Genomic DNA, 21,255 nt, shown 5'->3' with positions numbered 1-21,255 from the left:
AGCAGCCCCTGCGGGCTGCCAGTTCCCCGCTCCTGCTGGCTTCGCCAGCGTCGCGGCGGGCGCCCGTTCGGGCTTGCGGCGCTGCGCGCCGGTTTCAGCGCATCCTGCACCGAGAGCATTTCAGCGCCCCAGCTCCTTGGGCGGGACGTAGCCGGGATCATGGGTGAAGGGCAGCGGGCCGCCGTCTCGCAAGGCCGCCAGCACGGCTGCAAAATCCGCGGCGCAGCGGAACCCAAGGTCGCGTTCTATCGCCGAGGGATCATAGACCCGCCCGATGCTCGTCGGCAGCACCCATCCGCGCGCGGCGTAGAGCGCCGGGGCCTCGGGGAAGCGCTCGGCGATCAGCCCGGCCGCGTCCGTCCTGAGCCGCGCGGCATCGGCACGGGTGAAGGGCGGGGCTGCGCTCACGACATAGACGCCGTGGCCCACGCGCGGCGCTGCATCGAGCGCGGCGAGGTGCGCGGCGGCGCAGTCCTCCACCGTCAGGCGGCGGTTCAGGAATTCATTGGCCTTGAGGTTCTCGCCCGCAGGGACCGCGTGGGTATCGTCATCCTCGGGGAAGAAGCGCGAGACCCGCAAGGCGATCACCGGCAGGCCGTGGAGATCGTGATACAGCCGGCACAGCTCCTCCGCGGCGCGCTTGGTGACGCCGTAGATGTTGCGCGGTTGCAAGGGCCCGCTGGTCTCGTCGAGCCACACGGCTTGCCCGGCCACCTCGTCGCGGATGTCGCGCGTGATCATCAGCGAGGTGGTGGAGGTGAAGACGAAGCGCCCCGCGCCATGCCGCACCGCAGCATCGAGCAGGCCCAGCGTGCCGGTCACGTTGACCTCGACGAAGGCCTGCGCGGGATAGCGGGCGATGTCGGGCTTGTGCAGCGCGCCGGCGTGGACCACGCCCTCGAACCGGTGTTCGGCAAACAGCCGTTCGACCAGCGTACCATCGGCGATGCTGCCGATGATGCCGGTATGTGCGCCCGGCGCGATGTCGAGCCCGGTCACGTCATGGCCCGCGCACGTCAGGGCAGGGGCCAGAAAGCGGCCGAGCCAGCCCGAGGATCCGGTCAGAAGCACACGCATGCCGCCGGCTGCTATCACGCAGGCCGGGCGGTGCAAGTCCCTAGCGGCACCAGGTGCAGCGCACCGCGCCAGCACCGACGATCGCGGTGCGCAGCGCATGGGCGAGCTTGCCCTCGGCAACCTCGGCGAGCACCTCGCGCTTGACCGCGACCAGCCTTTCGGATGCCGGGCCGAATTCGTCGAAGGCCGATTGGACGATGCCGAGCACGTCCTTGCGCGACAGGGTCATATAGGGCTCGGTGCGGTCGAGCCGTGCCTTCTCGAAATCGAACGCAACGGGGAGGATGGCGGGTTTGCCATAGTTTTCGGACATGCGATCGTTGTTCCCTCAAACTGGTTGTGGCCTCTGCAGGATACGGACAATGCCACGCGGACCGGGCCCGCGCAAACCGGGCCATGGTTGATACAAGACGAACGCCGCCAATGAGTTACGGGTTAGGCGTCAAACTTGTAATATTATTAGGATAAAAAGCTTTTCAGGACGAGAACTCTTGCGGCGCCGGGCTGGTTTCTACAGCCTGCGGCATATCGGACACGGTCCGCCGCAGGAACGCGGTGAACTGGCGTTAGCCTTGCCTGCGCCCGTTCCGACACAGCGGCAGCCGCACGGCAGCGAAGGAAAATCCGATCGGTTCCCGCCGCGACGATTGAAAAAACCGATTTTCGCAATCGCACAAATGCGCTTTTGTGCAGCGCGGCAATCGCTATCTGGGCAGCGTCGATTTTCCTCTCAACCACCCGGATAAGGACAAACTCCCATGGGTATCATCGGTTCGACCCTCAAGCCCTTCACCGCCACCGCCTTCCAGAAGGGCAAGGACTTCTTCACCGTCACCGACGCGGATCTCGCCGGCAAGTGGTCGGTGTTCTTCTTCTACCCGGCCGATTTCACCTTCGTGTGCCCGACCGAACTGGAAGACATGGGCGAAAAGTACGCCACGCTCCAGGCGATGGGCGTCGAAGTCTATGCCGTCTCGACCGACACGCATTTCAGCCACAAGGCGTGGAGCGACACCTCGGACAAGATCGGCAAGCTGACCTTCCCGTTCCTGGGCGACCAGAACCACGTGCTGTCGAACAACTTCGGCGTGCTGCGTGAAGGCGCCGGCCTTGCCGACCGCGCGACCTTCGTGGTCGATCCCGATGGCGTGATCCAGATCATGGAAATCACCTGCGAGGGCGTCGGCCGCAACGCCAACGAACTGACCCGCAAGATCAAGGCCGCGCAGTATGTGCGCGCCAACCCCGGCCAGGTTTGCCCGGCGGCGTGGGAAGAAGGCAGCGACACGCTCGCCCCCTCGCTCGACCTCGTCGGCAAGATCTGAGGCCTTCGGGCCACACGAACCGATCGGCGGCAGGGCCTCCCCCCCCTTTGGCCTCGCCGCCGGTCGCAAATCCCGAGAGCCTTTCACAAGAGCCCTCGGGTCGTAGCCGGGGCCGGAAGTCCCTTCGCCCCTCCCCCCCCTTTGCGGGCAAAGGCGGCATCCGGTCCCGTGTTGCCCTTCCCCACGGATCACAGGTTCGGCGCGCTTGCCGCGCCCGGAGGACACCCATGCTCGATGCTGCCATGCAGGCCCAGCTCAAGACCTATCTCGGCAATCTTCGCGAGGGGATCGAACTGATCGCCTCGCTCGACGACAGCGAGAAGTCGCGCCAGACCCGACAGCTGATCGGACAGATCGCCGGGCTCCACGACCTTGTCACCGCGCGTTTCGACGGGACCGATGCGCGAAAGCCCAGTTTCGTCATCCGCCGCGCGAGCGATGCGGAGAAGTGGGTGCGCTTTGCAGGGCTCCCGATGGGTCACGAATTCACGTCGCTGGTGCTCGCGCTGCTGTGGGCCGGCGGGCATCCGCCGAAGGTCGACGCTGATCTGATCGAGCAGGTCCGCGCGCTGGAAGGCGATTACCATTTCGAGATGTTCTTCTCGCTGTCGTGCCACAACTGCCCGGATGTGGTGCAGGCGCTCACCCTGATGGCGCTCGAGAACCCGCGCATCACCGCGACGCTGATCGAGGGCGGCACCTTCCAGGACGAAGTCGAACGCCGCGACATCATGGCGGTCCCTGCGACCTTCTTGAATGGCGAGAGCTTCTACAACGGCAAGATGGAACTGGCCGAGATTCTGGCGAAGCTCGACAAGAACGCCGATGCCAGGCAGGCCGAGAGGCTCGCCGCCAAGGCGCCTTTCGAGGTGCTGGTGGTGGGCGGCGGCCCGGCGGGCGCTGCGGCGGCGGTCTATACCGCGCGCAAGGGTTTTCGGACTGGCATTGCAGCTGAACGCTTCGGCGGCCAGTTGATGGACACGCTCGGGATCGAGAACCTCCCCGGCACCCCCTACACCGAAGGCCCCAAGCTCACCGACAGCCTCAAGCAGCACGTCGGCGAATATGACATCGACCTGATGGACCTTGCGCGCGCGGTGGAGCTGCGCGCGGCGAAGGACGTCGGCGGTTATCACGAGGTGGTGATGGCCAACGGCGCAACCCTCAAGGCGCGCTCGCTGATCCTCTCCACCGGCGCGCGCTGGCGCAACCTCGGCGTGCCGGGCGAGGCGGAGTATCGCAACAAGGGCGTGGCCTATTGCCCGCATTGCGACGGCCCGCTGTTCAAGGGCAAGCGCATCGCGGTGATCGGCGGCGGCAATTCGGGCGTCGAGGCGGCGATCGATCTCGCGGGAATCGTCGGCCACGTGACGCTGATCGAATTCGACGTGAAGCTGCGCGCCGACGAGGTGCTCCAGCGCAAGCTGCGCTCGATGCCGAACGTCGAGATCATCACCAACGGCCAGACCACCGAGGTGCTGGGTGACGGCACCCGCGTGAACGGCCTCGTGGTCAAGAACCGCGCCAATGGCGACGAACGCCGGATCGCGCTCGAAGGCGTGTTCGTCCAGATCGGCCTCGTCCCCAACACCGAATGGCTGCGCGAGACGGGGCTGGAGCTGTCGAAGTTCGGCGAGATCGTGATCGACGATCACGGCGCGACCAGCATCCCGGGCATCTACGCCGCGGGCGACTGCACCACCGTGCCGCACAAGCAGATCGTCGTCGCGATGGGCGAAGGCGCAAAGGCGGGCCTGGGGGCGTTCGACTTCCTGATCCGCAACGAACCGGTGGAAGAGGTGGCGCAGGCGGCGTAATTTGTTAGGGCGCGCCCGCCTCCGCGGACGCGCTTCCTCGCTCATGCGACCTGAAGGTCGCGTCGCTGCGGGCGGCCGTTCGGCCTTGCGGGCTCCCCATGGGGAGCCCGTTCTCGTTCATACCCGCACCCTTTGATTAATCGCCCCGCTCAATCAAACCCTCCGCATTAATCGATTGGACGCAACATCCTGAAAGCGTCATTCTCTCTCCATAGGCTACGCGGCAGCGACGCGAGTCTGCATTTCGCCATGTCAGAGGAGAGACATCATGGACGCAAAAACCGGAGAGATGAGCGGGGGTTGCCCCTTCCACGGCAGCATGGATATGCGGGGTCTGCTGGGCCGCACCAATCGCGACTGGTGGCCGCAGGCATTGCAGGTCGACATCCTGACCGAGCGCGGCCAGAGCGCCAATCCCTATGGCGAGGACTTCGACTATGCCGAGGCCTTCAACGCGCTCGATTACGCGGCATTGAAGGCCGATCTCACCGCGCTGATGACCGACAGCCAGCCCTGGTGGCCGGCGGACTATGGCCACTACGGCCCCTTCTTCATCCGCATGGCCTGGCACGCGGCGGGTACTTACCGTACGGGTGATGGCCGGGGCGGTGCCAACAGCGGGCAGCAGCGGTTTGCCCCGCTCAACTCCTGGCCCGACAACGGCAACCTCGACAAGGCGCGCCGCCTGCTGTGGCCGATCAAGCAGAAATACGGCAAGAACGTCAGCTGGGCGGATCTCTTCATCCTCGCCGGCAATGTCGCGATCGAGAGCATGGGCGGCCCGGTGTTCGGCTTCGGCGGCGGCCGCGCTGACGTGTTCGAGCCCGAAAGCGTCTACTGGGGTACGGAAGAACAGTGGGTCAACGAAGGCGTTGCCACCCGCATCAATCCCAAGGAAGGCCACGCGCTCGAAAACCCGCTCGCCGCGATCCAGATGGGTCTCATCTACGTCAATCCCGAAGGGCCGCAGGGCAACCCGCATGACCCCGAGGGCATGGCCCGCGACATGCGCGAGACCTTCGCCCGCATGGCGATGAACGACGAGGAAACCGTGGCACTGGTCGCGGGCGGCCATGCCTTCGGCAAGGCCCACGGCGCGCACCCGGCCGACACCTTCGGCGGCGCTCCGGAAAGCGAGGACCTGCACCTGATGGGCTTCGGCTGGCTCAACGATGCGGACGAGATCGCCGCGGGCAACATCACCACCTCGGGCATCGAGGGGGCGTGGTCGAACAACCCGACCAGCTGGAGCCACGATTACTTCCGCCTGCTGTTCAAGTACGACTTCGAACTGGTGAAGTCGCCCGCGGGCGCGCACCAGTGGACCCCGATCAATCCCGATCCCGAAGACATGGCCCCCGACGCGCGCGACCCGAACAAGCGCGTGCCGACGATCATGACCACCGCCGACATGGCGCTGAAGAACGATCCCGGCTACCGCGCGATCTCCGAGCGGTTCCTCGCCAATCCGGCCGCGCTTGACGATGCCTTCGCCCGCGCGTGGTTCAAGCTGTGCCACCGCGACATGGGGCCCAGGGTGCGCTACCTCGGGCCGGAAGTGCCCTCGGAAACGCTGATCTGGCAGGATCCTGTGCCCGCCGGAACCGCGCCTTCGGATGCGGAAGTCGCCCGCTTCAAGGACGCCATTCTTGCCTCGGGCCTGTCGGTGCGCGAGCTGGTCAAGGCGGCCTGGGCCTCGGCCTCGACCTACCGCAATTCGGATCACCGCGGCGGGGCCAACGGCGCGCGTATCCGTCTGGAGCCGCAGCGTTCGTGGGCAGTCAATGACCCGGCGGAGCTGGGCAAGGTGCTGGACACCATCGAAGCCCATCGCGGCTCGCTGAGCATGGCCGATGCCATCGTGCTGGCGGGCTCGGCAGCGGTCGAGAAGGCGGCGAAGGACGCGGGCTTCGATGTCACCGTGCCCTTCACCGGCGGTCGCGGCGATGCGACCGAGGAACACACCGATGCGGCGAGCTTCGAACCGCTGGAGCCCTTCGCCGACGGCTTCCGCAACTACCTCAAGACCAAGGCGCAGGTCCGCACCGAGGAGATGCTGATCGACCGGGCGCACCTGCTCGGCCTGTCGGTGCCCGAGATGACCGTGCTGGTCGGCGGGATGCGGGCGCTGGGCGCGGTGAGCGATCACGCCCACCACGGCCACCGCATCGGCGTGTTGACGCAGACCCCGGGCAAGCTCACGCCCGACTTCTTCCGCAACCTGCTCGACATGGGGACCAAGTGGTCGCCGGTCGATGACAGCGGGGACGAGGAATATGTCGGTGTCGACCGTGCGACGGGGGCAGAAAAGTGGCGCGCGACCCGCACCGATCTCGTGTTCGGCTCCAACTCGATCCTGCGCGCGCAGGCCGAGGTCTATGCCGAGAGCGGGAACGAGGGTAAATTCGTGTGCGACTTCATCTCGGCCTGGAACAAGGTGATGAACGCGGACCGCTTCGATGTGGCCTGGGCGAAATATCACGCCTGAGCCGCAATCGCGGACTGACGCTAAAGGAGGGCCTCCGGCGCTGGTGCCGGGGGCCCTTTTGCATCGCGCACGCGCCGCGTGCCAGCACCCGGCTTGCATTGGCAATGCGCCGCCATTAAGCGACGAGGCGTGGCCGCAAGGACGGCTGACGCGACTTTACGAGGGGAAATAGAGCATGCGGGTAGCCCACGCCATTGTGGCAGCGGGACTGATCGGGCTGGCCATGCCAGCGCTGGCGCAGCAGGCGCCTGCCACGCCGCCGGGCGATACCGCGACGACCCCGCCCGAACAGCCCTTGCCCCCCGCCCCGCCCGCTCCTGCCGCGACCGCGCGCACGCTCGAGCTTTCGCGGGTGGTGCTCGATACCGAGACCAACCGCATCAAGGCCCGCGTCAAGGGCGGCACGCTGTGCGTGTTCCCCAGCAATATCGAGCTTCCCGCCGAGAAGAAGACCCAGGAACAGGAGCGCTATGACGGCCTTGTCGCCCGCGCGCTCAAGGACCGCGGGGTCAGTCTCATCACCAAGGCGGCAGACCTGTTTGCCTCCGAATCCGCGGCCAAGGGCGACGTCTTGCTGGGCGCGGTGATGGAGCCGACCGCGATGAACATCTGCTCCTCGGTCGATGGCTACAAGGGCACGATCGAGATCTCGGTGCAGTGGCAGCTGTTCGACCGCGCCAAGGGCGCCGTGGTGCAGACCGCGACCACCAAGGGCACGGGGATGCTGCCCAAGTTCGCGGTCTCGGGTTACGAGGAGATGTGGGATCTCGCCTTCGTCGATGCGCTGGTGAAGCTGCACGACCAGGGCGTGATCCGCACCGCGCTGGACGGGGCGCCGGCAGCGCCTGCCGAAACCGCACCCGCTGCGGCGCCTGCCACGCCCTGACAGGTCTTGCGCACAGCGGCGCGGGGCTTAGGGTCGGCGGCATGAAGACGCTCGCCCCCCTGCTCCTTGCTGCCGCATCCGCCCTTGTGTTCCCCGGCGTCGCAGCGCCGCTCCTCGCCCGGGACACCGCGCCCGCCTCCGCCCATACCGGCACCACGCCAGAGGCGACCAGGGGCATCGGCCCGGGCGCGCGGCCGGTGGGCGCGCACTGAAGCCGCAGCCCCGTGGTCGCGCCCCATGCCATGGCCGCGACCGCGCACCCGTTGGCAACGCAGATCGCGCTCGACATTCTGAAGCAGGGCGGCAGCGCGGTCGATGCCGCCATCGCCGCCAATGCCGCGCTCGGGCTGATGGAGCCGACCGGCAACGGCATCGGCGGGGATCTGTTCGCGATCGTGCTCGACCCCGCGACGGGCGAGCTGGTGGGAATCAACGGCTCGGGCCGCTCGCCTGCCGGCCAGACACTGGATGAGCTCAAGGCCAAGCTCCCCGCAGGCGCGACGAGCCTGCCGCCGGTGGGCGCGCTGCCGGTCACCATCCCCGGCACGGTCGATGCATGGTTCGCGCTGCACGCGCGCTACGGCAAACTGCCGATGGAGCAGGTGCTCGCCCCCGCGATCCGCTATGCGCGCGAAGGCCACCCGGTCGCGCCGGTGATCGCGATGTACTTCGCGCGCAACCTCAAGACATTCGAGCGCGCACGGCAGGCCACACCGGTTGATCTCGCCAATGCCCGCGCGACCTATTTCAAGGAGGGCCGCGCCCCCGCGCCGGGCGAGATGTTCCGCAACCCCGAGCTCGCCAACACGCTCGAGACAATCGCCAGGGGCGGACGCGACGCCTTCTACAAGGGGCCACTCGCGAAGATCATGGTCGACTACCTGCAAAGGCAGGGCAGCGCCTTCACCCTCGCCGATTTCGCCGCGCATACGAGCACGTGGGTGGATGTGTCCTGCGTTGCCTATCGCAAGGGCTACGAGCTGTGCGAGCTGCCGCCGAATTCGCAAGGGTTCGCCGCGCTCCAGATGGTCAACATCCTCAAGAACGTAGACCTTGCCCAGTGGGACCGCGGCAGCCCCGAGGTGCTGCATTACATCACCGAAGCCAAGCGCCTCGCCTTTGAAGACGCCGCGCGCTTCTATGCCGATCCGGCCTTCGCGCGCACCCCGGCAGAGCTGCTGACGGACGACTACGGCAAGCAGCGCTTCGCCCTGATCGATCCCGCGCGCGCGACCCCCGCCTTCACCCCCGGCGCCCTCGTCGCCCCCAAGCTCGAGGGCGAGGGCGATACCACCTACATGACCGTCGCCGACAAGGACGGGATGATGGTGAGCCTCATCCAGTCGAACTACAGGGGGATGGGCTCAGGGCTGGTGCCCGATGGCCTCGGCTTCATGTTCCAGGACCGCGGCGAGCTCTACAGCCTCGATCCCGCGCACCCCAATGCCTATGCGCCCGCCAAGCGCCCGTTCCAGACGATCATCCCCGCCTTCATCAGGAAGGACGGCAAGCCCTGGGCGAGCTTCGGGCTGATGGGCGGCGGGATGCAGCCGCAAGGGCATGTGCAGGTGCTGGTCAATCTCGCCGACTACGGCATGAATCTGGCTGAGGCGGGCGATGCCGCGCGGCTCCACCACGATGGCGGCCGCCAGCCGACCGACGCGCTGGCGGGCAGCCCAGCCGACACCGTGCCCATCGACACGCTCGGCGTGCTTCAGGTCGAGCCGGGCATCCCGGCCGCCACGATCGCGGCGTTGAAGGCGATGGGCCACAAGGTCGAAGTGGAGACCACCGGCATCCCGTTCGGCGGCTATCAGGCCATCGCCCGCGATCCGGCAAGCGGAGTCTACACCGGCGCGACCGAAATGCGCAAGGACGGGCAGGCGAGCGGATATTGACACGCGGCCTGCCTCGCCATGGCCAAGGCACAACGTTAACCGGCCTTTCACCGGCTCTCGCGTAAACCCCTGATTATTCGATCAGGGTTTCTCGCACAGGGCCGCAATCATGTCGCTGATCAACCCCATTTCGGTGCCGGCCGATGCCGTGCGCGATGGGCGCATCGCCGGCGGCGGGCACCCCGATTTCACCTCCCTTGCAGGCGACGCCCGGCTGCGCACCGAGCTGCTGCATGCCGACCGCCTCACCCTGCCCGAGCGCCGCGCCTGGGCGGTGCTGACGCGCGACGCGGCCCCGGGCAACATCTTCGCCGCCGACTGGCTGATGGCCCCTGCCCTCGCCCGCGCAGCCGGCCGCCTGCGGCTGGCGAGGGTTGCCGATCCGGCGGGCGGGTGGCTTGGCGCGTTGCCGCTCGGTCCTGCCATGCTTGGCCCCCGCACACCCGTGCCGGTGCTGCGCAGCTGGCACTGCAAGGTCGGCGGCATCGGCACCCCGCTGCTGCGCCCGGGGGCAGAGCGCGGTTTCTGGACGGCGCTGCTCGGCCGCCTCGATTCGCGCCCTGGGCTTGCCGCCGGGCTGATCGTGCAGGCCCTGCCGCTCGATCATCCCGCCACGCTCGCGCTCGCCGGCCTGTGCGCGGAGCAGGGCCGCTTCCTTCACCGCGGCCCCGGCGTCATCCGCCGCGCGCGGATCGCCGGGCAGCCGGGCGACCGCCGCGCCGCGCAGGTGTCCGAGCGGCGACTCCGGGTGCTCGAAGCGCGGCTTGCCGGACGCCTCGGGCCGGTGCGCCTTTCGCTCCACAGCCGCGCCAGCGATTGCGAGCCGTGGCTGGCCGCCTTCCTCGCGCTCGAACGCGGCGCCGGCACCGCCCGGCCCGCGCCCGAGGCCTTGCGCAGTATCGTGCGCGCAGGCCAGCGTCACGGCGCGGTGCGGCTGGTCAGCCTCAGCGCCGGCGAGACGATCGTCGCCATGTGCGGCTGGCTGGTTGCCAAGGGGCGCGGCTATGGCCTCGCCAGCGCGCAAGACGCCCGCCTTGCCGCCTATGCCCCGCACCGCCTGCTGATGCACCGCGTGACCGAGCTCGCCGCGCTCGAAGGCCTCGCCCGCTTCGATGCGGGTCCAGAATGCACGGCGGGGACCGACAGCCTGTGGCCCGCGCCGCGCGAATTCGCCGACTTTGCGATAGGCATCGGCGGCCCCGCGCGGCGCGCGCTGTTCGCCCGTGCGGTCACGGCGGGGCGGGGCTAGGCTAGGCTAGGCGGGCAGCGCGAGGTGCTTGGCGCCGAACACCGACTGCCAGCTCGCAATCTCCTCGACCACGGCTTCATCGAGCGCGTGGATCAGATCGGCGGCGGCGGCATAGGTGAGCGCCTGCGGCGCGCCTGACAGCAACAGGCCGATGCGCTCCTCGATCTCGCGCAGCTTTTCGGCCGCGACATGCGAGATCGCCCCGAAGCGCTCGAAATCGGCGAAGTAGCGGATCCCCGAAAGGTTCGCGCCGAGCGTCGGGAAGGCGACGCCGAGGAAGGTGAACACCGGCGACAGATCGCCCGCGATGTGCTTGTCGATCACCCCGAGCGCGCCCGCTCCCTTCAGCCCGAGGTAGGATAGCACCGAGAGCACCGCGAACGCGAAGCAGGCTTCGGCAACCTTGTCGATCCGGTGGTGCACGGTCTCCAGCTTGTGCGCCTTGTGCATGTGATAGGCGCGCTGCGAGACGACATGGGGGAGCACGATCCGCTCGAGCCCGGCGCGCAGATAGGCGGGCGTTGCCGCAACCCGCGGCAGGCCGACATCGCGCAGCGCGTGGCGGGCGAAATGTTCGGGCCATTCGGCCCCTGCGCCCGCGGCGCGCCCCGCTCTGGGCCAGCGCCCCGTCGGCCGCGCCACGCCCATCAGGAGCAGCGCGGGCGCGTGACGAAGATATTCGGCAACGCGCCGCATCGCGAACCACCGTCCGTGCCACGCCAGCCGCGATCCCGCCGCCGTCAGCGCGAGGATCCCGCCCAGCAGCAACAATTCGACCGCAGCAAAGCCCCACTTGCTCTCCTTCATCCCGGCCGGGAGATAGAGAATGCCGACCATCACCGCGAGCGTCGCCAGCACGAAGTTGACGCACATCCCCGACCGGTAGGCATCGGCAAGGCGGCTGGCGATCCCGTCGGACCAGGCGAACAGCGGGAGCACGTCTTCGGCAAGCTCGCGCACGACCGCCGGATCGCCGCCCGGCATCGCTGCGGCCGCGGCGACCACTTCGGCCCCGCTGCCGGTGACGATCGCCTCGGGGGCCTCGTAGGTGACGGTCATCGAGCCGAGCGCATGGCCGCCGCCGCCGAACACCCGCTCGATCCGGCGATAGAGCCCGAAGGCGCGGGCGGAATTGGCCCGCCACTGTTCCTTGCCGAGCTGTCCCGGGCTCCAGCCTTCGACCACCACCGCGGCGCGGATGATCGCCTCGAGCCGGGCGAAATCGGGCGTGGCGGCAGGATCGGCGGGCATGCCGAGCTCCTCGGACCGGCCGAGGATGCGCCAGGTATTGGGCTGGGCGGGATCGATCAGCAGCACAGGCGCGCCAAGCTTCAATGCCTCGGCAACCGTGTGGCCGGTGCCGCCGGGAAGGTTGGCGACCTTGCCGTCCCATACCGCAACGACAAGGTCGGTGTGCTCGATCATCACCCGCCCTGCGAGCGCGACATTGTCCGAGACCAGCGCTTCGAAAGCGCGCGCGGCGGCGCGGTCAACGGGGGCGGCGAGATGTGCGCGCCACAGCGCCGCGATCTCGGCATCGCGATCGGCGAGCTCGAACAGGGCGGCACGCGCGGTGATGGTGCGGATCGCGGCGGCCTTGGCCTCGACCGCGGGACTGGCCGCGCTTCCTCCGGCGAGCAGTGCGTCCATGTCGGCAAGGGTGTCGGGATGGGCGTTGATCGCGCAGTTGAGCGCGGCGCCGAAGGGCAGCGGGACGGCAAGATCCCAGCCGCGCGCAAGGGCAAGCGCGCCTGCGACCTGATCGGTGCCGTCGACCAGCAGGCTGTGCAGCCGCACCGGGCCGCGCATCCCCGGCAGGCCCATGCAGATCGCATCGATCCGCGCGAACAGCGCTTCGAGAGCGGCGGCAATCGCGGCGGCATGGGCGGAGTAGGCGGGGTTGGCGGCGCGGTGGCCGGTGATCCCCAGCGCCAGATGCGGCAGCCAGCTGGACCGGATCGGCGCGGGCAGGCTGGCTGTTGTCGGGACGCGCAATGCTCCCCTGTCGAGCGCGCCCGTGCCGCCGGGCAGCGGGCCTTGCCAGCGTGCTTAATCGCAGCCCCCACATGCTTACAAGCGCGAAGCGTGCCAAGGCCCAAGGTTTGACGCGCGCGGGCAAAAAGCGCATGAATCGCACACGGTTGCTGGGGGAGCTGTGGGCGATGTACGGGAAGCTGGCGATGGGCATGGCGGCGCTGTTCGCAGCGTGGCTTTCCGCCGCCCCTGCGCAGGCCGACGGACCGGGCGCGCCGCCCTATGCGTACACCAACCGGCTCGCCTACAGCGCCGGGTATTTCGAAACCCGTCCGGCCGAACAGATCGCCCGCGATGCCGCCGCTGCCGATGCCGCCGAGGCCGGCTGCGCTGCGGCGGACATGGCGGCCTGCACTGCGTTGGGCGAGGCCTTCCTGCAAGGCACGGGCCGCCCGCTCAACCGCCCGGTCGCCGAACTCGTGCTGCGCAGGGCATGCAACGGGGCCGAAGGGGGCGGGTGCTACCTGCTGGCGGAATTGCTGGGCGGCGCCTTCGATACCGACGCCGCGCGCGCCGAAGAACTGGTCTTTACCGCCCGCGCGTGCGTCCTTGGATCGAGCGACGGGTGCCTCAAGCAGGCCGGCCATATCGAATCCGGTTTTTACGAAGGGCTCGGCCGGGCCGACGCGATGGCGCTGCGACGCGATGCCTGTGCGCGCGGGATGTCGCCAGTCTGCGTCGATCTCGGCGGGCGGCTCGCGGAGAGCGACGGCGATCCCGCCAGCCGCGCCGAGGGCCGCGGGCTGCTCGATCGCCTGTGTGAGGCCGGCAACGCCGATGCCTGTGTGGCGCTTGCCTGGTGGCTGGGCCGCTCTACCGACAGCCCGGCAGACACTGCCCGCGCCGCCGCGCTGCTCGACCGGCAGTGCCGCGCGGGAGACGCGCGCTCCTGCAACATTGCGGCGGGCAAGGTCCGCGACAGCGCAGGCCCGGCCGATCCGCGCTTTGCCGAATATCACGGCCTCGGCTGCATCGCCGGGGACACGATGGCCTGCCTGTTCGCAGGCCGCGCCGCGGGCCGTAGCGGCGAGGCGGGGCGGCTGGCGGCGGCCGGGTTCTATGACCGCGCCTGTCCGGATTACCCGAGCGCCTGCGCTACCGCGGCGGACCTGCGCGCGGCGCCCGCCGTCGGCGCCGCCTGCGAGGCGGGCGACCAGCGCGCCTGCGTCACGCTCGGCACGTGGATGGCCGAGGACGAGGGTCCTTTCGAGGACCAGCCCCGCGCCGCCGCGCTGCTCGGGAAGGCCTGCGATGTGGGAGAGATCGCGGGGTGCTTGCCGGCGGGCCGCCTGCTGATCGAAGCGCCCGGATCCGAGACCGACTCCGAGACCGCGATCAGGATCGACGCCTATCTCTCGCGCGCCTGCGCCGCCGGGGTGGGCGAGGCCTGCATCACGCTTGCCACGGCGCTCGGCGAGGGGAAGGTGCTGGCGCAGGATATCCCCCGCGCGCTCGCGCTTACAGCCGAAAGCTGCGATGCCGGTGACCGCGCGGCCTGCGACGAGATCGCCATGCGCGAGGAAGATGACCCCGCCGTGCCGGTGGTGCTAGCCACCAATCTGACACCGCCGGATGCCCTTCCCGAAGCGATCGGGGCGGCGCAGATGATGGCGGTCCAGGCCGAGGTCGACGACTTCCGGCGGCGCACCTGCACCACGTCGGCGGTGGTCTGGGAGGGGGTGGAATATGCCGACGGGGCCTGCCTCGGCATCTCGCAGGCGATCGGCGGCTTCACGGTCAACAGGGTTGAGCTGGCACCCTTCCAGGCGTTGCTGTGGCGGCCCGAGGTGCTCGGGCAGCAGCGGATCGGCTACCGCGCAGCCTGCGGCGGGTCGGTGGTGGCGACCGGATGGATCATCACCGCCGCACATTGCACCTATGACCTCGGCGTCAGGATCGAGGAGCACGATTACCGCATCCGGCTCGGCGTGATCCGGCCCGATGCGCCCGAAGGCAACACCTATCCGATCCTCAAGGTGATCCGGCACCCCGACTTCTCGCCCGCGACCTTCCAGTTCGATATCGCGCTGGTCCAGTACGATCCCGCGCGCGGGACACGGGGCGATTTTGGGTTCGGCGCGCGGCGCATCACTGTCGACCGGCGCTCGCCGCAGGAACGGCCGGTGCGGGCCAAGGCCCCGGTCTACGCCTTCGGGTGGGGACGCCAGGCGCTGGACGATCCCGCTCCGGCGAAGGTCTTGCAGGGCGTCAGGCTCGAGCTCGAAGATGCCGCGACCTGCACGGGCCGCACCGCCTATCGTGACTGGCGCAAGGATTCGGTGCTCTGCGCGATGGGCCCGAAGCGCGAACAGGCCTGCACGGGCGACAGCGGCGGGCCGCTCGTGACCTACGAGGACCGGCAGGGCGTGCCGACCCTGATCGGCGTGGTCAGCAGCGGCGAGCAGTGCAGCACCACCGGCATCCCGAGCCGCTATATCCGCATCGGCCATCCGGCGGTGCAGCAATGGCTGCGGGACAATCTGCCGGGCTTCCGGCAGGGCGCGCCGCAAACGCAGGCGCGCTGAGCGCACAAACCAAGGGCCCTGCGCGGGGGGGGAGCCGTGATCGCATCCCCCCGCGCAGGGCCGGACTGGCGTGGCGGCTTTACTGCGCGCCGGCTTCCGGTGCAGCAGCGCCCGGGCCGATCGGGTTGGCGGTGCCTTCCTGACCTTCGGCAGCAGCGGCCGCTTCGTCGGTCGCGTCGGCGGCCGGGGTGCCGGCATCGACGGGCGCCATCATTTCCTCGGCGGTGGGCTCGGCTGCGGGAGCCTCTTCTTCCTTGGCACCGCACGCCGACAGCGCCAGCGCAGCGCCGGTGGCCACAGCAAAAGTCACGATTGTCTTCATGGTACAAACCCCCTCAAGCACGCCCCTGATCGGGCGTCGCGACAAGGGCTATCATGACCCGAGGCGCGAAAGCAATTCCTTGAACCGCGACTCGGCACGCAAGGGATCGAGCAGCGGATCGTTGCGCAGCCACAAGAGGCCGGGATCGCGCTTGGCATAAGCCTCCTCGAGCTTGGCGAGCGCTACGGGAATATCGCCGCGCTGGGCGTGGACCTCGGCCTGCTGGTAGTCGGAATCGTCGAACACCGCGGCCAGGTTGGCGAGCGCCTCGTCCGATCCCGCCGCATCGCCCAGCCGGTGCTTGGCGATGGCGATGAGGCTGACCGAATAGGCGGCGCCCTGTTCGGCCTTGGCCGCCGCGAGCGCGCCCGCCGCATCGCCCTGCATCAGCCGCGCGACCGCAATCCCGAACTGCGCGCTCGCAAGGCTCGGGTTCAATGCCAGCGCACGTTCCATCCGGCGCACCACCGCCGGATAATCGCGGGCGAACAGCGCGACATAGCCCGCCGACCGGAAGGCCCGGGCGTTCAACGGATCGAGCTCGAGCACGGTGTCGATCATCTTGCCCGCCAGCGCGAGATCGGCGCCATAGGCATGGAAGCTCGCGACCGCGCGCAGCACATCGGCATCGCCGGGCGCAAGCGTTTCGGCAGCGCGGTAATGGGGCGCTGCCCCCGTGCGGTCGAGCCGCCCGTTGTTGAGCGCAAAGCCCAATGCCAGATGGCCACGCGCGAGCCGCTTCTCGATGGCGATCGCCTTTTCGGCGGCGGCGACCGCGGCATCGAACAGCTGGCGGGATTCGCCCTGCGCGCTCGCGACATTATTGGCGATCGCGGCGAGCATGGTCGAGCGCCAGGCGTGGGCGGCAGCATAGCCCGGATCCTCGGCGGCGGCCTTCTCGAACTGGGCAAGCGCGGCGCGGTCGGTCTCCTCGCCCGCCGACACGTCGTAGAGCGCAAGACCGCGCAGGAAGGCCTCGTAGGCGGCGACCGACTGCGTGCCGCCGATATCGCCCTGCGCAGCGGCCGCCTCCTTCGCCTCGGCATCGCCCGCCACCTCGGCGACCAGCGACAGGGCCACGGTTTCGGCGATTTCGGATTGCAGCGCGAAGATGCTTTCGAGCGCGCGGTCGTAGGTTTCCGCCCAGCGCACCAGCCCGCCCTGGATCTCGACCAGCTCGGCCGTGACGCGGACCCGCGCATTGTCGCGCTGGACGCTGCCGCGCAAAATGCTGCCGACGCCCAGTTTGCGGCCGATCTCGAAATCGTCCTCGTCCGCGATCGCGCTGGAGGAGGTGGGCGCGGCGACCTTGAGGCGGGGGTTGCGCGACAGGATGGTGCGCAGCTCGCGCGCGAGGCCATCTGAGAAGAACTTCTTGTCCGGGTCCCCGGTCTCGTTGGCAAACGGCATCACCACCATCGAGGTCGCCGCCGAGGCCGGGCTGCCCAGCAGCCCGAACCGCCATGCGCCCAACAGCCCCGCCGCCGCCCCGCCAAGGCCCCCGATCATCAGCGTGCGGCGCGACAACCCAGGCGTTTCGGGCACCCGGGGCGGCGTGACCGGCGGCGATGCGGCGGTTCCGGGCACCTGCGGCGTTGCCTCCCCGCCCAGCCGCGCGCGCACCGCCACCAGGATACGCGCCGCCTCGGCGCTGTCCGCACGGCCATCCCAGCCGCTGATGTCGAGCAGCTGGAACTGACGGAAGCCCAATGGCGCCATGGTGCCATCAATCGTCAGCGGCACCAGACACCCGCGCTCGCGCCCGCGCTGCGCCTCGTCGCGCACCCAGTGCGAGGCGACCGAAGTTGCCGACCACAGCACCACCACGCAGGCCGCGTTCTCGAGCGCCGTCTCGGTGGTCTGGAGGTAATTCTCGCCCCCTTCGAGGCGCCCGTCCCACCACACCGCGAAGCCCGCCTTTTCGAGCAGCGCGATGACGGGCTCGGCGCGCGGCAGATCGGTGCGCGAATAGCTGACGAACAGCAGCGGGGCAGTGCCCGGAGCCGTGTTCTCGCCGCTGTCCATCGAACCGCCCCCTTCGCGCGTCAATGCCGTGTAACGCGCCAGCTATAACCGAAAGGCCCCGCGCGCCAAGCGGTCATGCACGGGCAGGATGCCGCGGCTTTGTGCAAAATCGGCTTGACGAAACTAATCCACGATATAAAAATAATATCCCGATTATATCGGGAAATGGAGTATCGTCATGTCCTCTACTGAAACCCCTGCCCTGAACCGCAGCCGCGAGTATCCGGCTTCCACCCAGAGCGGCTATGTCATGCTCATGCTCAGCCTCGTGCTGGCGGCGCTGGCCGTGTGGCTGTTCATCGGAGCCGTTGCCGGCGATGGCCCGCCGCACGGGCTGCGGTTGATCGGCGCGCTGGTGACGGGCTTTTTCAGCCTGTTCTGCCTGACCGGCTTCTACATGATCAACCCCAACGAAGCCGCCGCGATCCAGCTGTTCGGCGCCTACAAGGGCACCGACCGCAACGAGGGCCTGCGCTGGGTGCTGCCGTGGCTTGCCCGCAAGAAGATCGCGGTGCGTGCCAACAACGTGATCAGCGAAAAGATCAAGGTCAACGATTCGCGCGGCAACCCGATCGAGATGGCGGCCCAGGTCGTCTGGCGCGTCACCGACACCGCGCAGGCGCTGTTCGATGTCGACGATTACCGCGAATTCGTCACCGCCCAGATGGAAGCGGCGGTCCGCGCGATCGGCTCGCGCTATCCTTATGACGATATCGAGCATCTCGAGGTGACACTGCGCGGCAACCACGAGGAAGTGGGGGCCGAACTGCGCCTTGCGCTGATCGAGCGGCTCTCGGTCGCCGGGATCACGGTCGACGAGTGCGGCCTGACCCACCTTGCCTACGCGCCCGAGATCGCCGGTGCGATGCTGCGCCGCCAGCAGGCCGAAGCGGTGATCGCCGCGCGCGCCAAGCTGGTCGAAGGTGCAGTGACGATGGTCGAACTCGCGCTGACCCAGCTCAGCGAGAAGGACGTGGTCCAGCTCGATGACGAGCGCAAGGCGGCGATGGTCTCGAACCTGATGGTGGTGCTGTGCTCCGAACGCGACACCACGCCGGTGGTCAATGCAGGGTCGCTCTACTGACGGCCATGCCATGAGCGCGAAGAAGGCCTTTCCCCTGCGCCTCGATCCGGCGCTTCACGATGCGGTCCAGCGGCTCGCCGATACCGAGCTGCGCAGCGTGAACGCCGAGATCGAGGTGCTGCTGCGCGAAGCGCTGGCGCGGCGCGGGGTCAAGGTGGCCCGCGCTGCGCCAGCCCGCCGCGGCCGCCCGCCCATCGCGGAGCGCATCGGAGATATCACGTAGCTGATAAGATTGTTGAAATCCCCTTCTCGGCATCGGCTACACGTATGGATATATTGCCTTCTGCAGGCTTATGGTAGAAAGAGAGGATAAGGTCACAGGAGAGATAGTTGCGTGACAGGGGCAGGCCCTTCGTCATGTACCGGCGAGGTCCGCTCGATTTCGTAATCGTGCCGCGCGGATTTGCCGGATGGGTGCAACTCGTCGCATGGTTCGCTCTGCTCGGGGCGTTGATCGTGTGGTTTGCCGGCTATGCCGAAAAGAACGGCGAGAGCGACGATTTCGCTTTTGCGATCATCCTGTTCCTCATCGGCCTGATTGGCTGGGCCATCATCGCCATGTGTTGGGTGCTGGCGCGCGCCAAGGTGGTCGAGATGGCGGAATACCTGCGCGAACGGCAGAAGGCCGAACAGAAGCGGCGGCGCAGCAACCGCGACATGCCGCCGCAATGACCGGCCATCGGTCCGGGGCTCAGCTTCGGGTGATGGCGTAGCTGCGCGCCGTGTCGCACGGAACGTCCGGCTCGATCATCCGGCAGATGCAATCGGGGGCGACGAGCACGCGGTAGAGCCGCGTGAACACCGCCGCATACCAGTGAAACAGGCTTTCGGGCGGCGGTAGCCTGTCCCCGGCGGCGGCCCGGTCGATGGCGAAGTGCCATGCGTCGGCCGGCGTGAAGGCGCCCCCGCCGATGAAGGTCCAGGCATGCTTCCTGATCGCGGCCATCAGCAGCGGCGCGGCCAGACGCGCGGGCAGGCGGCGCAGCAGCCATCCCGCCGCGCGGGGGATGCGGTGGGCGATGATGTAATCCGCCGTGCGCGCGCCCGCTTCCTCGGCGATTCCCCACGCCCCGATCGGATCGTGCAGCGCCAGCCGACGATGGAGCCGCAGGGCCTCGATCTCGGGGATCATGTGCGCGCCGCTCGGCAGGCGCGCGATCTGCGCATCGGCGAGGATCGCGGCGGTTTCGGCATGACCCAGCCGCTCCTCCATCACCTCTAACGCCTTGAGCACCGCGTTGGGCCCGATCATGGCTTCGGCCCGGCGGCGCGGGAGGAGGCGCGCCTCACTCGACATCGATCCGGTCCCGTTTGCGGCTTTCACCGCGCTCTTTCATCTGCGCGCGCACCGCCTCGCGGCGCTCGGCCGCCTGCGCGGCCTTGCCGGCATTGGTTTGCCAGTCCGTCGCAGCATCGGCAGCCGCGAGGCGGCTTTCGTCGAAATGCCAATCGAGCTGTGTCTTGGTCTGCGGGCCCCAATAGCCCGCCTTGCCGAGGTCGTAGAAGGTCCGCTTGAACCCGGCGCGCAGGAAGGCCCACAGGCACCCGAGCAGATAGCGCCGCCGGAACCCCGTTCCGCGCCATGGATAGTGGAACAGCGCCTTTCGCATGTAGAACCGGCGGTAGTTCTTCATCACCCCGTCGAGCAGCTCCCCGCGCTCCATCGCGGCAGGCTTCATGATCGGGGTGACGAAATTGTATTTGCTGAAATCGTGGACCTCGACCTGCTCCTTCAGCGTCTCGAACAGCGGGGTGTAGGGCCAGGGCGTATACATCGCCCAGTTGGCGAGATCGGGCTGCCAGTCCCACGCCATCTGGAAGGTGTCCTCGAGCGTCTCGGGAGTCTCGTTGTCCAGCCCGACGATGAACTGCGCCTCGACGAAAATGTCGGCATCGCGCAGCAGCTTGATCGCCTGCTTGTTCTCCTCGACCTTGGTTTCCTTGTTGAACCGGTCGAGCTTCATCTGCGCGGCAGCTTCGGTGCCCAGGCTGACATGGACGAGGCCGGCCTTGCGGTAGAAGGGCAGCAATTCCTTGTCGCGGTAGATATCGGTGACGCGGGTGATGGCGCGCGCGTCCTGGGGCCAGCGGCCCTCGGATATGGCGGTGAACAGCGCGACCGCAATCTCCTCGCCCTCGCCGCGCACGATGACGTCGATATGCGGAGCCTCGGCGAGCACCTGCGCATACATGAAGGTCGCATGGATCCCCCCCAGCACCCGCACCGCCTGCGGCACGTGGAGCGCGGCGATCTCCAGCACCCGCTCGGCCGCGTAGATCGAGGGGGTGATGGCGGTGGTGCCGACCACATCGGGCTGGAGCGCGGTCATGCGCTGGCGCAGCGCGTCGTCCGACAGCCCCTCGGTCATCGCGTCGATGAAGGTGATGTCGTCGAACCCGGCGCGCTTCAGGGGGCCGGTGAGATAGGCGACCCATGCGGGAGGCCAAGTCCCGGCAATTTCGGCCCCGCCCGAGCGGTAGTTGGGGTGGACGAACAGAATGCGCATGGGCGTAACTCCCCCTTT

The 21,255-nt window shown here is 68.5% G+C and carries 18 protein-coding genes; 11 read left to right on the top strand and 7 right to left on the bottom strand.

The annotated features are described in order from the left end of the window. Window positions 1-120: 120 nt before the first annotated feature. Window positions 121-1,077 (bottom strand): NAD-dependent epimerase/dehydratase family protein, encoded by a 957-nt coding sequence (locus D620_RS0104360; protein ID WP_017664574.1) that lies wholly within the window; start codon window positions 1,075-1,077, stop codon window positions 121-123. A 40-nt stretch (window positions 1,078-1,117) separates the two neighbouring features. Then, window positions 1,118-1,390, bottom strand: a complete 273-nt coding sequence (locus D620_RS0104355; protein WP_017664573.1) for a hypothetical protein — start codon at window positions 1,388-1,390, stop codon at window positions 1,118-1,120. Between the two features lie 445 nt (window positions 1,391-1,835). Here D620_RS0104355 and ahpC point away from each other — a divergent pair, with 445 nt between their 5' ends. The 7 genes from ahpC to D620_RS0104325 all read left to right on the top strand — a co-directional run bounded on the left by ahpC (window position 1,836) and on the right by D620_RS0104325 (window position 10,740). After that, on the top strand, window positions 1,836-2,402 hold the full coding sequence (gene ahpC, locus D620_RS0104350; RefSeq protein WP_017664572.1) for an alkyl hydroperoxide reductase subunit C: 567 nt from the start codon (window positions 1,836-1,838) through the stop codon (window positions 2,400-2,402). Window positions 2,403-2,629: 227 nt separating this feature from the next. Further along, a complete protein-coding gene (gene ahpF, locus D620_RS0104345; RefSeq protein ID WP_017664571.1) occupies window positions 2,630-4,219 on the top strand; it encodes an alkyl hydroperoxide reductase subunit F in 1,590 nt (529 codons plus the stop codon). 268 nt (window positions 4,220-4,487) lie between these two features. Next, window positions 4,488-6,707: a catalase/peroxidase HPI gene (gene katG, locus D620_RS0104340; RefSeq protein ID WP_026091936.1), complete on the top strand. Its 2,220-nt coding sequence runs from the start codon at window positions 4,488-4,490 to the stop codon at window positions 6,705-6,707. Between the two features lie 175 nt (window positions 6,708-6,882). Further along, window positions 6,883-7,593, top strand: coding sequence for a hypothetical protein (locus tag D620_RS0104335; protein WP_155799983.1), 711 nt, complete (start codon window positions 6,883-6,885; stop codon window positions 7,591-7,593). Between the two features lie 41 nt (window positions 7,594-7,634). Further along, window positions 7,635-7,805: a hypothetical protein gene (locus D620_RS16750; RefSeq protein ID WP_017664568.1), complete on the top strand. Its 171-nt coding sequence runs from the start codon at window positions 7,635-7,637 to the stop codon at window positions 7,803-7,805. A 30-nt stretch (window positions 7,806-7,835) separates the two neighbouring features. After that, entirely contained in the window at window positions 7,836-9,491 is a 1,656-nt protein-coding gene (locus D620_RS15510; RefSeq protein ID WP_017664567.1) for a gamma-glutamyltransferase family protein, read from the top strand. Window positions 9,492-9,600: 109 nt separating this feature from the next. Continuing rightward, window positions 9,601-10,740 (top strand): GNAT family N-acetyltransferase, encoded by a 1,140-nt coding sequence (locus tag D620_RS0104325; protein ID WP_017664566.1) that lies wholly within the window; start codon window positions 9,601-9,603, stop codon window positions 10,738-10,740. A gap of 6 nt (window positions 10,741-10,746) precedes the next feature. Here D620_RS0104325 and D620_RS0104320 read toward each other — a convergent pair whose 3' ends face one another. After that, entirely contained in the window at window positions 10,747-12,735 is a 1,989-nt protein-coding gene (locus tag D620_RS0104320; protein ID WP_017664565.1) for a hypothetical protein, read from the bottom strand. Between the two features lie 131 nt (window positions 12,736-12,866). Here D620_RS0104320 and D620_RS0104315 point away from each other — a divergent pair, with 131 nt between their 5' ends. Further along, window positions 12,867-15,299, top strand: coding sequence for a trypsin-like serine protease (locus D620_RS0104315; protein ID WP_196795248.1), 2,433 nt, complete (start codon window positions 12,867-12,869; stop codon window positions 15,297-15,299). A gap of 79 nt (window positions 15,300-15,378) precedes the next feature. Here D620_RS0104315 and D620_RS14645 read toward each other — a convergent pair whose 3' ends face one another. Both D620_RS14645 and D620_RS15695 read right to left on the bottom strand, forming a co-directional pair. Next, window positions 15,379-15,621 (bottom strand): hypothetical protein, encoded by a 243-nt coding sequence (locus D620_RS14645; protein ID WP_017664563.1) that lies wholly within the window; start codon window positions 15,619-15,621, stop codon window positions 15,379-15,381. A gap of 51 nt (window positions 15,622-15,672) precedes the next feature. After that, window positions 15,673-17,646 (bottom strand): TIR domain-containing protein, encoded by a 1,974-nt coding sequence (locus D620_RS15695; protein WP_051020532.1) that lies wholly within the window; start codon window positions 17,644-17,646, stop codon window positions 15,673-15,675. Between the two features lie 178 nt (window positions 17,647-17,824). Here D620_RS15695 and D620_RS0104300 point away from each other — a divergent pair, with 178 nt between their 5' ends. The 3 genes from D620_RS0104300 (at window position 17,825) to D620_RS0104290 (ending at window position 19,402) form a co-directional block, all read left to right on the top strand. After that, complete coding sequence (locus tag D620_RS0104300) at window positions 17,825-18,730, top strand: SPFH domain-containing protein (protein ID WP_026091934.1); 906 nt, start codon at window positions 17,825-17,827, stop codon at window positions 18,728-18,730. A 10-nt stretch (window positions 18,731-18,740) separates the two neighbouring features. Next, entirely contained in the window at window positions 18,741-18,953 is a 213-nt protein-coding gene (locus D620_RS0104295) for a hypothetical protein (protein WP_017664560.1), read from the top strand. A 107-nt stretch (window positions 18,954-19,060) separates the two neighbouring features. After that, window positions 19,061-19,402 carry a hypothetical protein gene (locus D620_RS0104290; RefSeq protein WP_155799982.1) on the top strand — a complete coding sequence of 114 codons (342 nt, stop codon included), beginning with the start codon at window positions 19,061-19,063 and terminating at the stop codon, window positions 19,400-19,402. A gap of 19 nt (window positions 19,403-19,421) precedes the next feature. On the opposite strand, the gene bchJ is transcribed toward D620_RS0104290, so the two are convergent. Both bchJ and D620_RS0104280 read right to left on the bottom strand, forming a co-directional pair. Next, a complete protein-coding gene (gene bchJ / locus D620_RS14635) occupies window positions 19,422-19,982 on the bottom strand; it encodes a bacteriochlorophyll 4-vinyl reductase (RefSeq protein ID WP_196795247.1) in 561 nt (186 codons plus the stop codon). 34 nt (window positions 19,983-20,016) lie between these two features. Further along, the gene (locus D620_RS0104280) at window positions 20,017-21,237 is read right to left on the bottom strand and encodes a B12-binding domain-containing radical SAM protein (protein ID WP_017664557.1); all 1,221 of its coding nucleotides are present in this window, start codon (window positions 21,235-21,237) and stop codon (window positions 20,017-20,019) included. Window positions 21,238-21,255 lie beyond the last annotated feature (18 nt).

This window comes from Porphyrobacter sp. AAP82 (genome assembly GCF_000331285.1).
Classification (GTDB): domain Bacteria; phylum Pseudomonadota; class Alphaproteobacteria; order Sphingomonadales; family Sphingomonadaceae; genus Erythrobacter.
This window is presented reverse-complemented; position numbering and strand designations above follow the sequence as displayed.

Coding starts and splice junctions, on each gene's coding strand:
- D620_RS0104360 (WP_017664574.1), bottom strand. CDS start 1,077: ATGCGTGTGCTTCTGACCGGATCCTCGGGCTGGCTCGGCCGCTTTCTG.
- D620_RS0104355 (WP_017664573.1), bottom strand. CDS start 1,390: ATGTCCGAAAACTATGGCAAACCCGCCATCCTCCCCGTTGCGTTCGAT.
- ahpC (WP_017664572.1), top strand. CDS start 1,836: ATGGGTATCATCGGTTCGACCCTCAAGCCCTTCACCGCCACCGCCTTC.
- ahpF (WP_017664571.1), top strand. CDS start 2,630: ATGCTCGATGCTGCCATGCAGGCCCAGCTCAAGACCTATCTCGGCAAT.
- katG (WP_026091936.1), top strand. CDS start 4,488: ATGGACGCAAAAACCGGAGAGATGAGCGGGGGTTGCCCCTTCCACGGC.
- D620_RS0104335 (WP_155799983.1), top strand. CDS start 6,883: ATGCGGGTAGCCCACGCCATTGTGGCAGCGGGACTGATCGGGCTGGCC.
- D620_RS16750 (WP_017664568.1), top strand. CDS start 7,635: ATGAAGACGCTCGCCCCCCTGCTCCTTGCTGCCGCATCCGCCCTTGTG.
- D620_RS15510 (WP_017664567.1), top strand. CDS start 7,836: ATGGCCGCGACCGCGCACCCGTTGGCAACGCAGATCGCGCTCGACATT.
- D620_RS0104325 (WP_017664566.1), top strand. CDS start 9,601: ATGTCGCTGATCAACCCCATTTCGGTGCCGGCCGATGCCGTGCGCGAT.
- D620_RS0104315 (WP_196795248.1), top strand. CDS start 12,867: ATGAATCGCACACGGTTGCTGGGGGAGCTGTGGGCGATGTACGGGAAG.
- D620_RS14645 (WP_017664563.1), bottom strand. CDS start 15,621: ATGAAGACAATCGTGACTTTTGCTGTGGCCACCGGCGCTGCGCTGGCG.
- D620_RS15695 (WP_051020532.1), bottom strand. CDS start 17,646: ATGGACAGCGGCGAGAACACGGCTCCGGGCACTGCCCCGCTGCTGTTC.
- D620_RS0104300 (WP_026091934.1), top strand. CDS start 17,825: ATGTCCTCTACTGAAACCCCTGCCCTGAACCGCAGCCGCGAGTATCCG.
- D620_RS0104295 (WP_017664560.1), top strand. CDS start 18,741: ATGAGCGCGAAGAAGGCCTTTCCCCTGCGCCTCGATCCGGCGCTTCAC.
- bchJ (WP_196795247.1), bottom strand. CDS start 19,982: ATGATCGGGCCCAACGCGGTGCTCAAGGCGTTAGAGGTGATGGAGGAG.
- D620_RS0104280 (WP_017664557.1), bottom strand. CDS start 21,237: ATGCGCATTCTGTTCGTCCACCCCAACTACCGCTCGGGCGGGGCCGAA.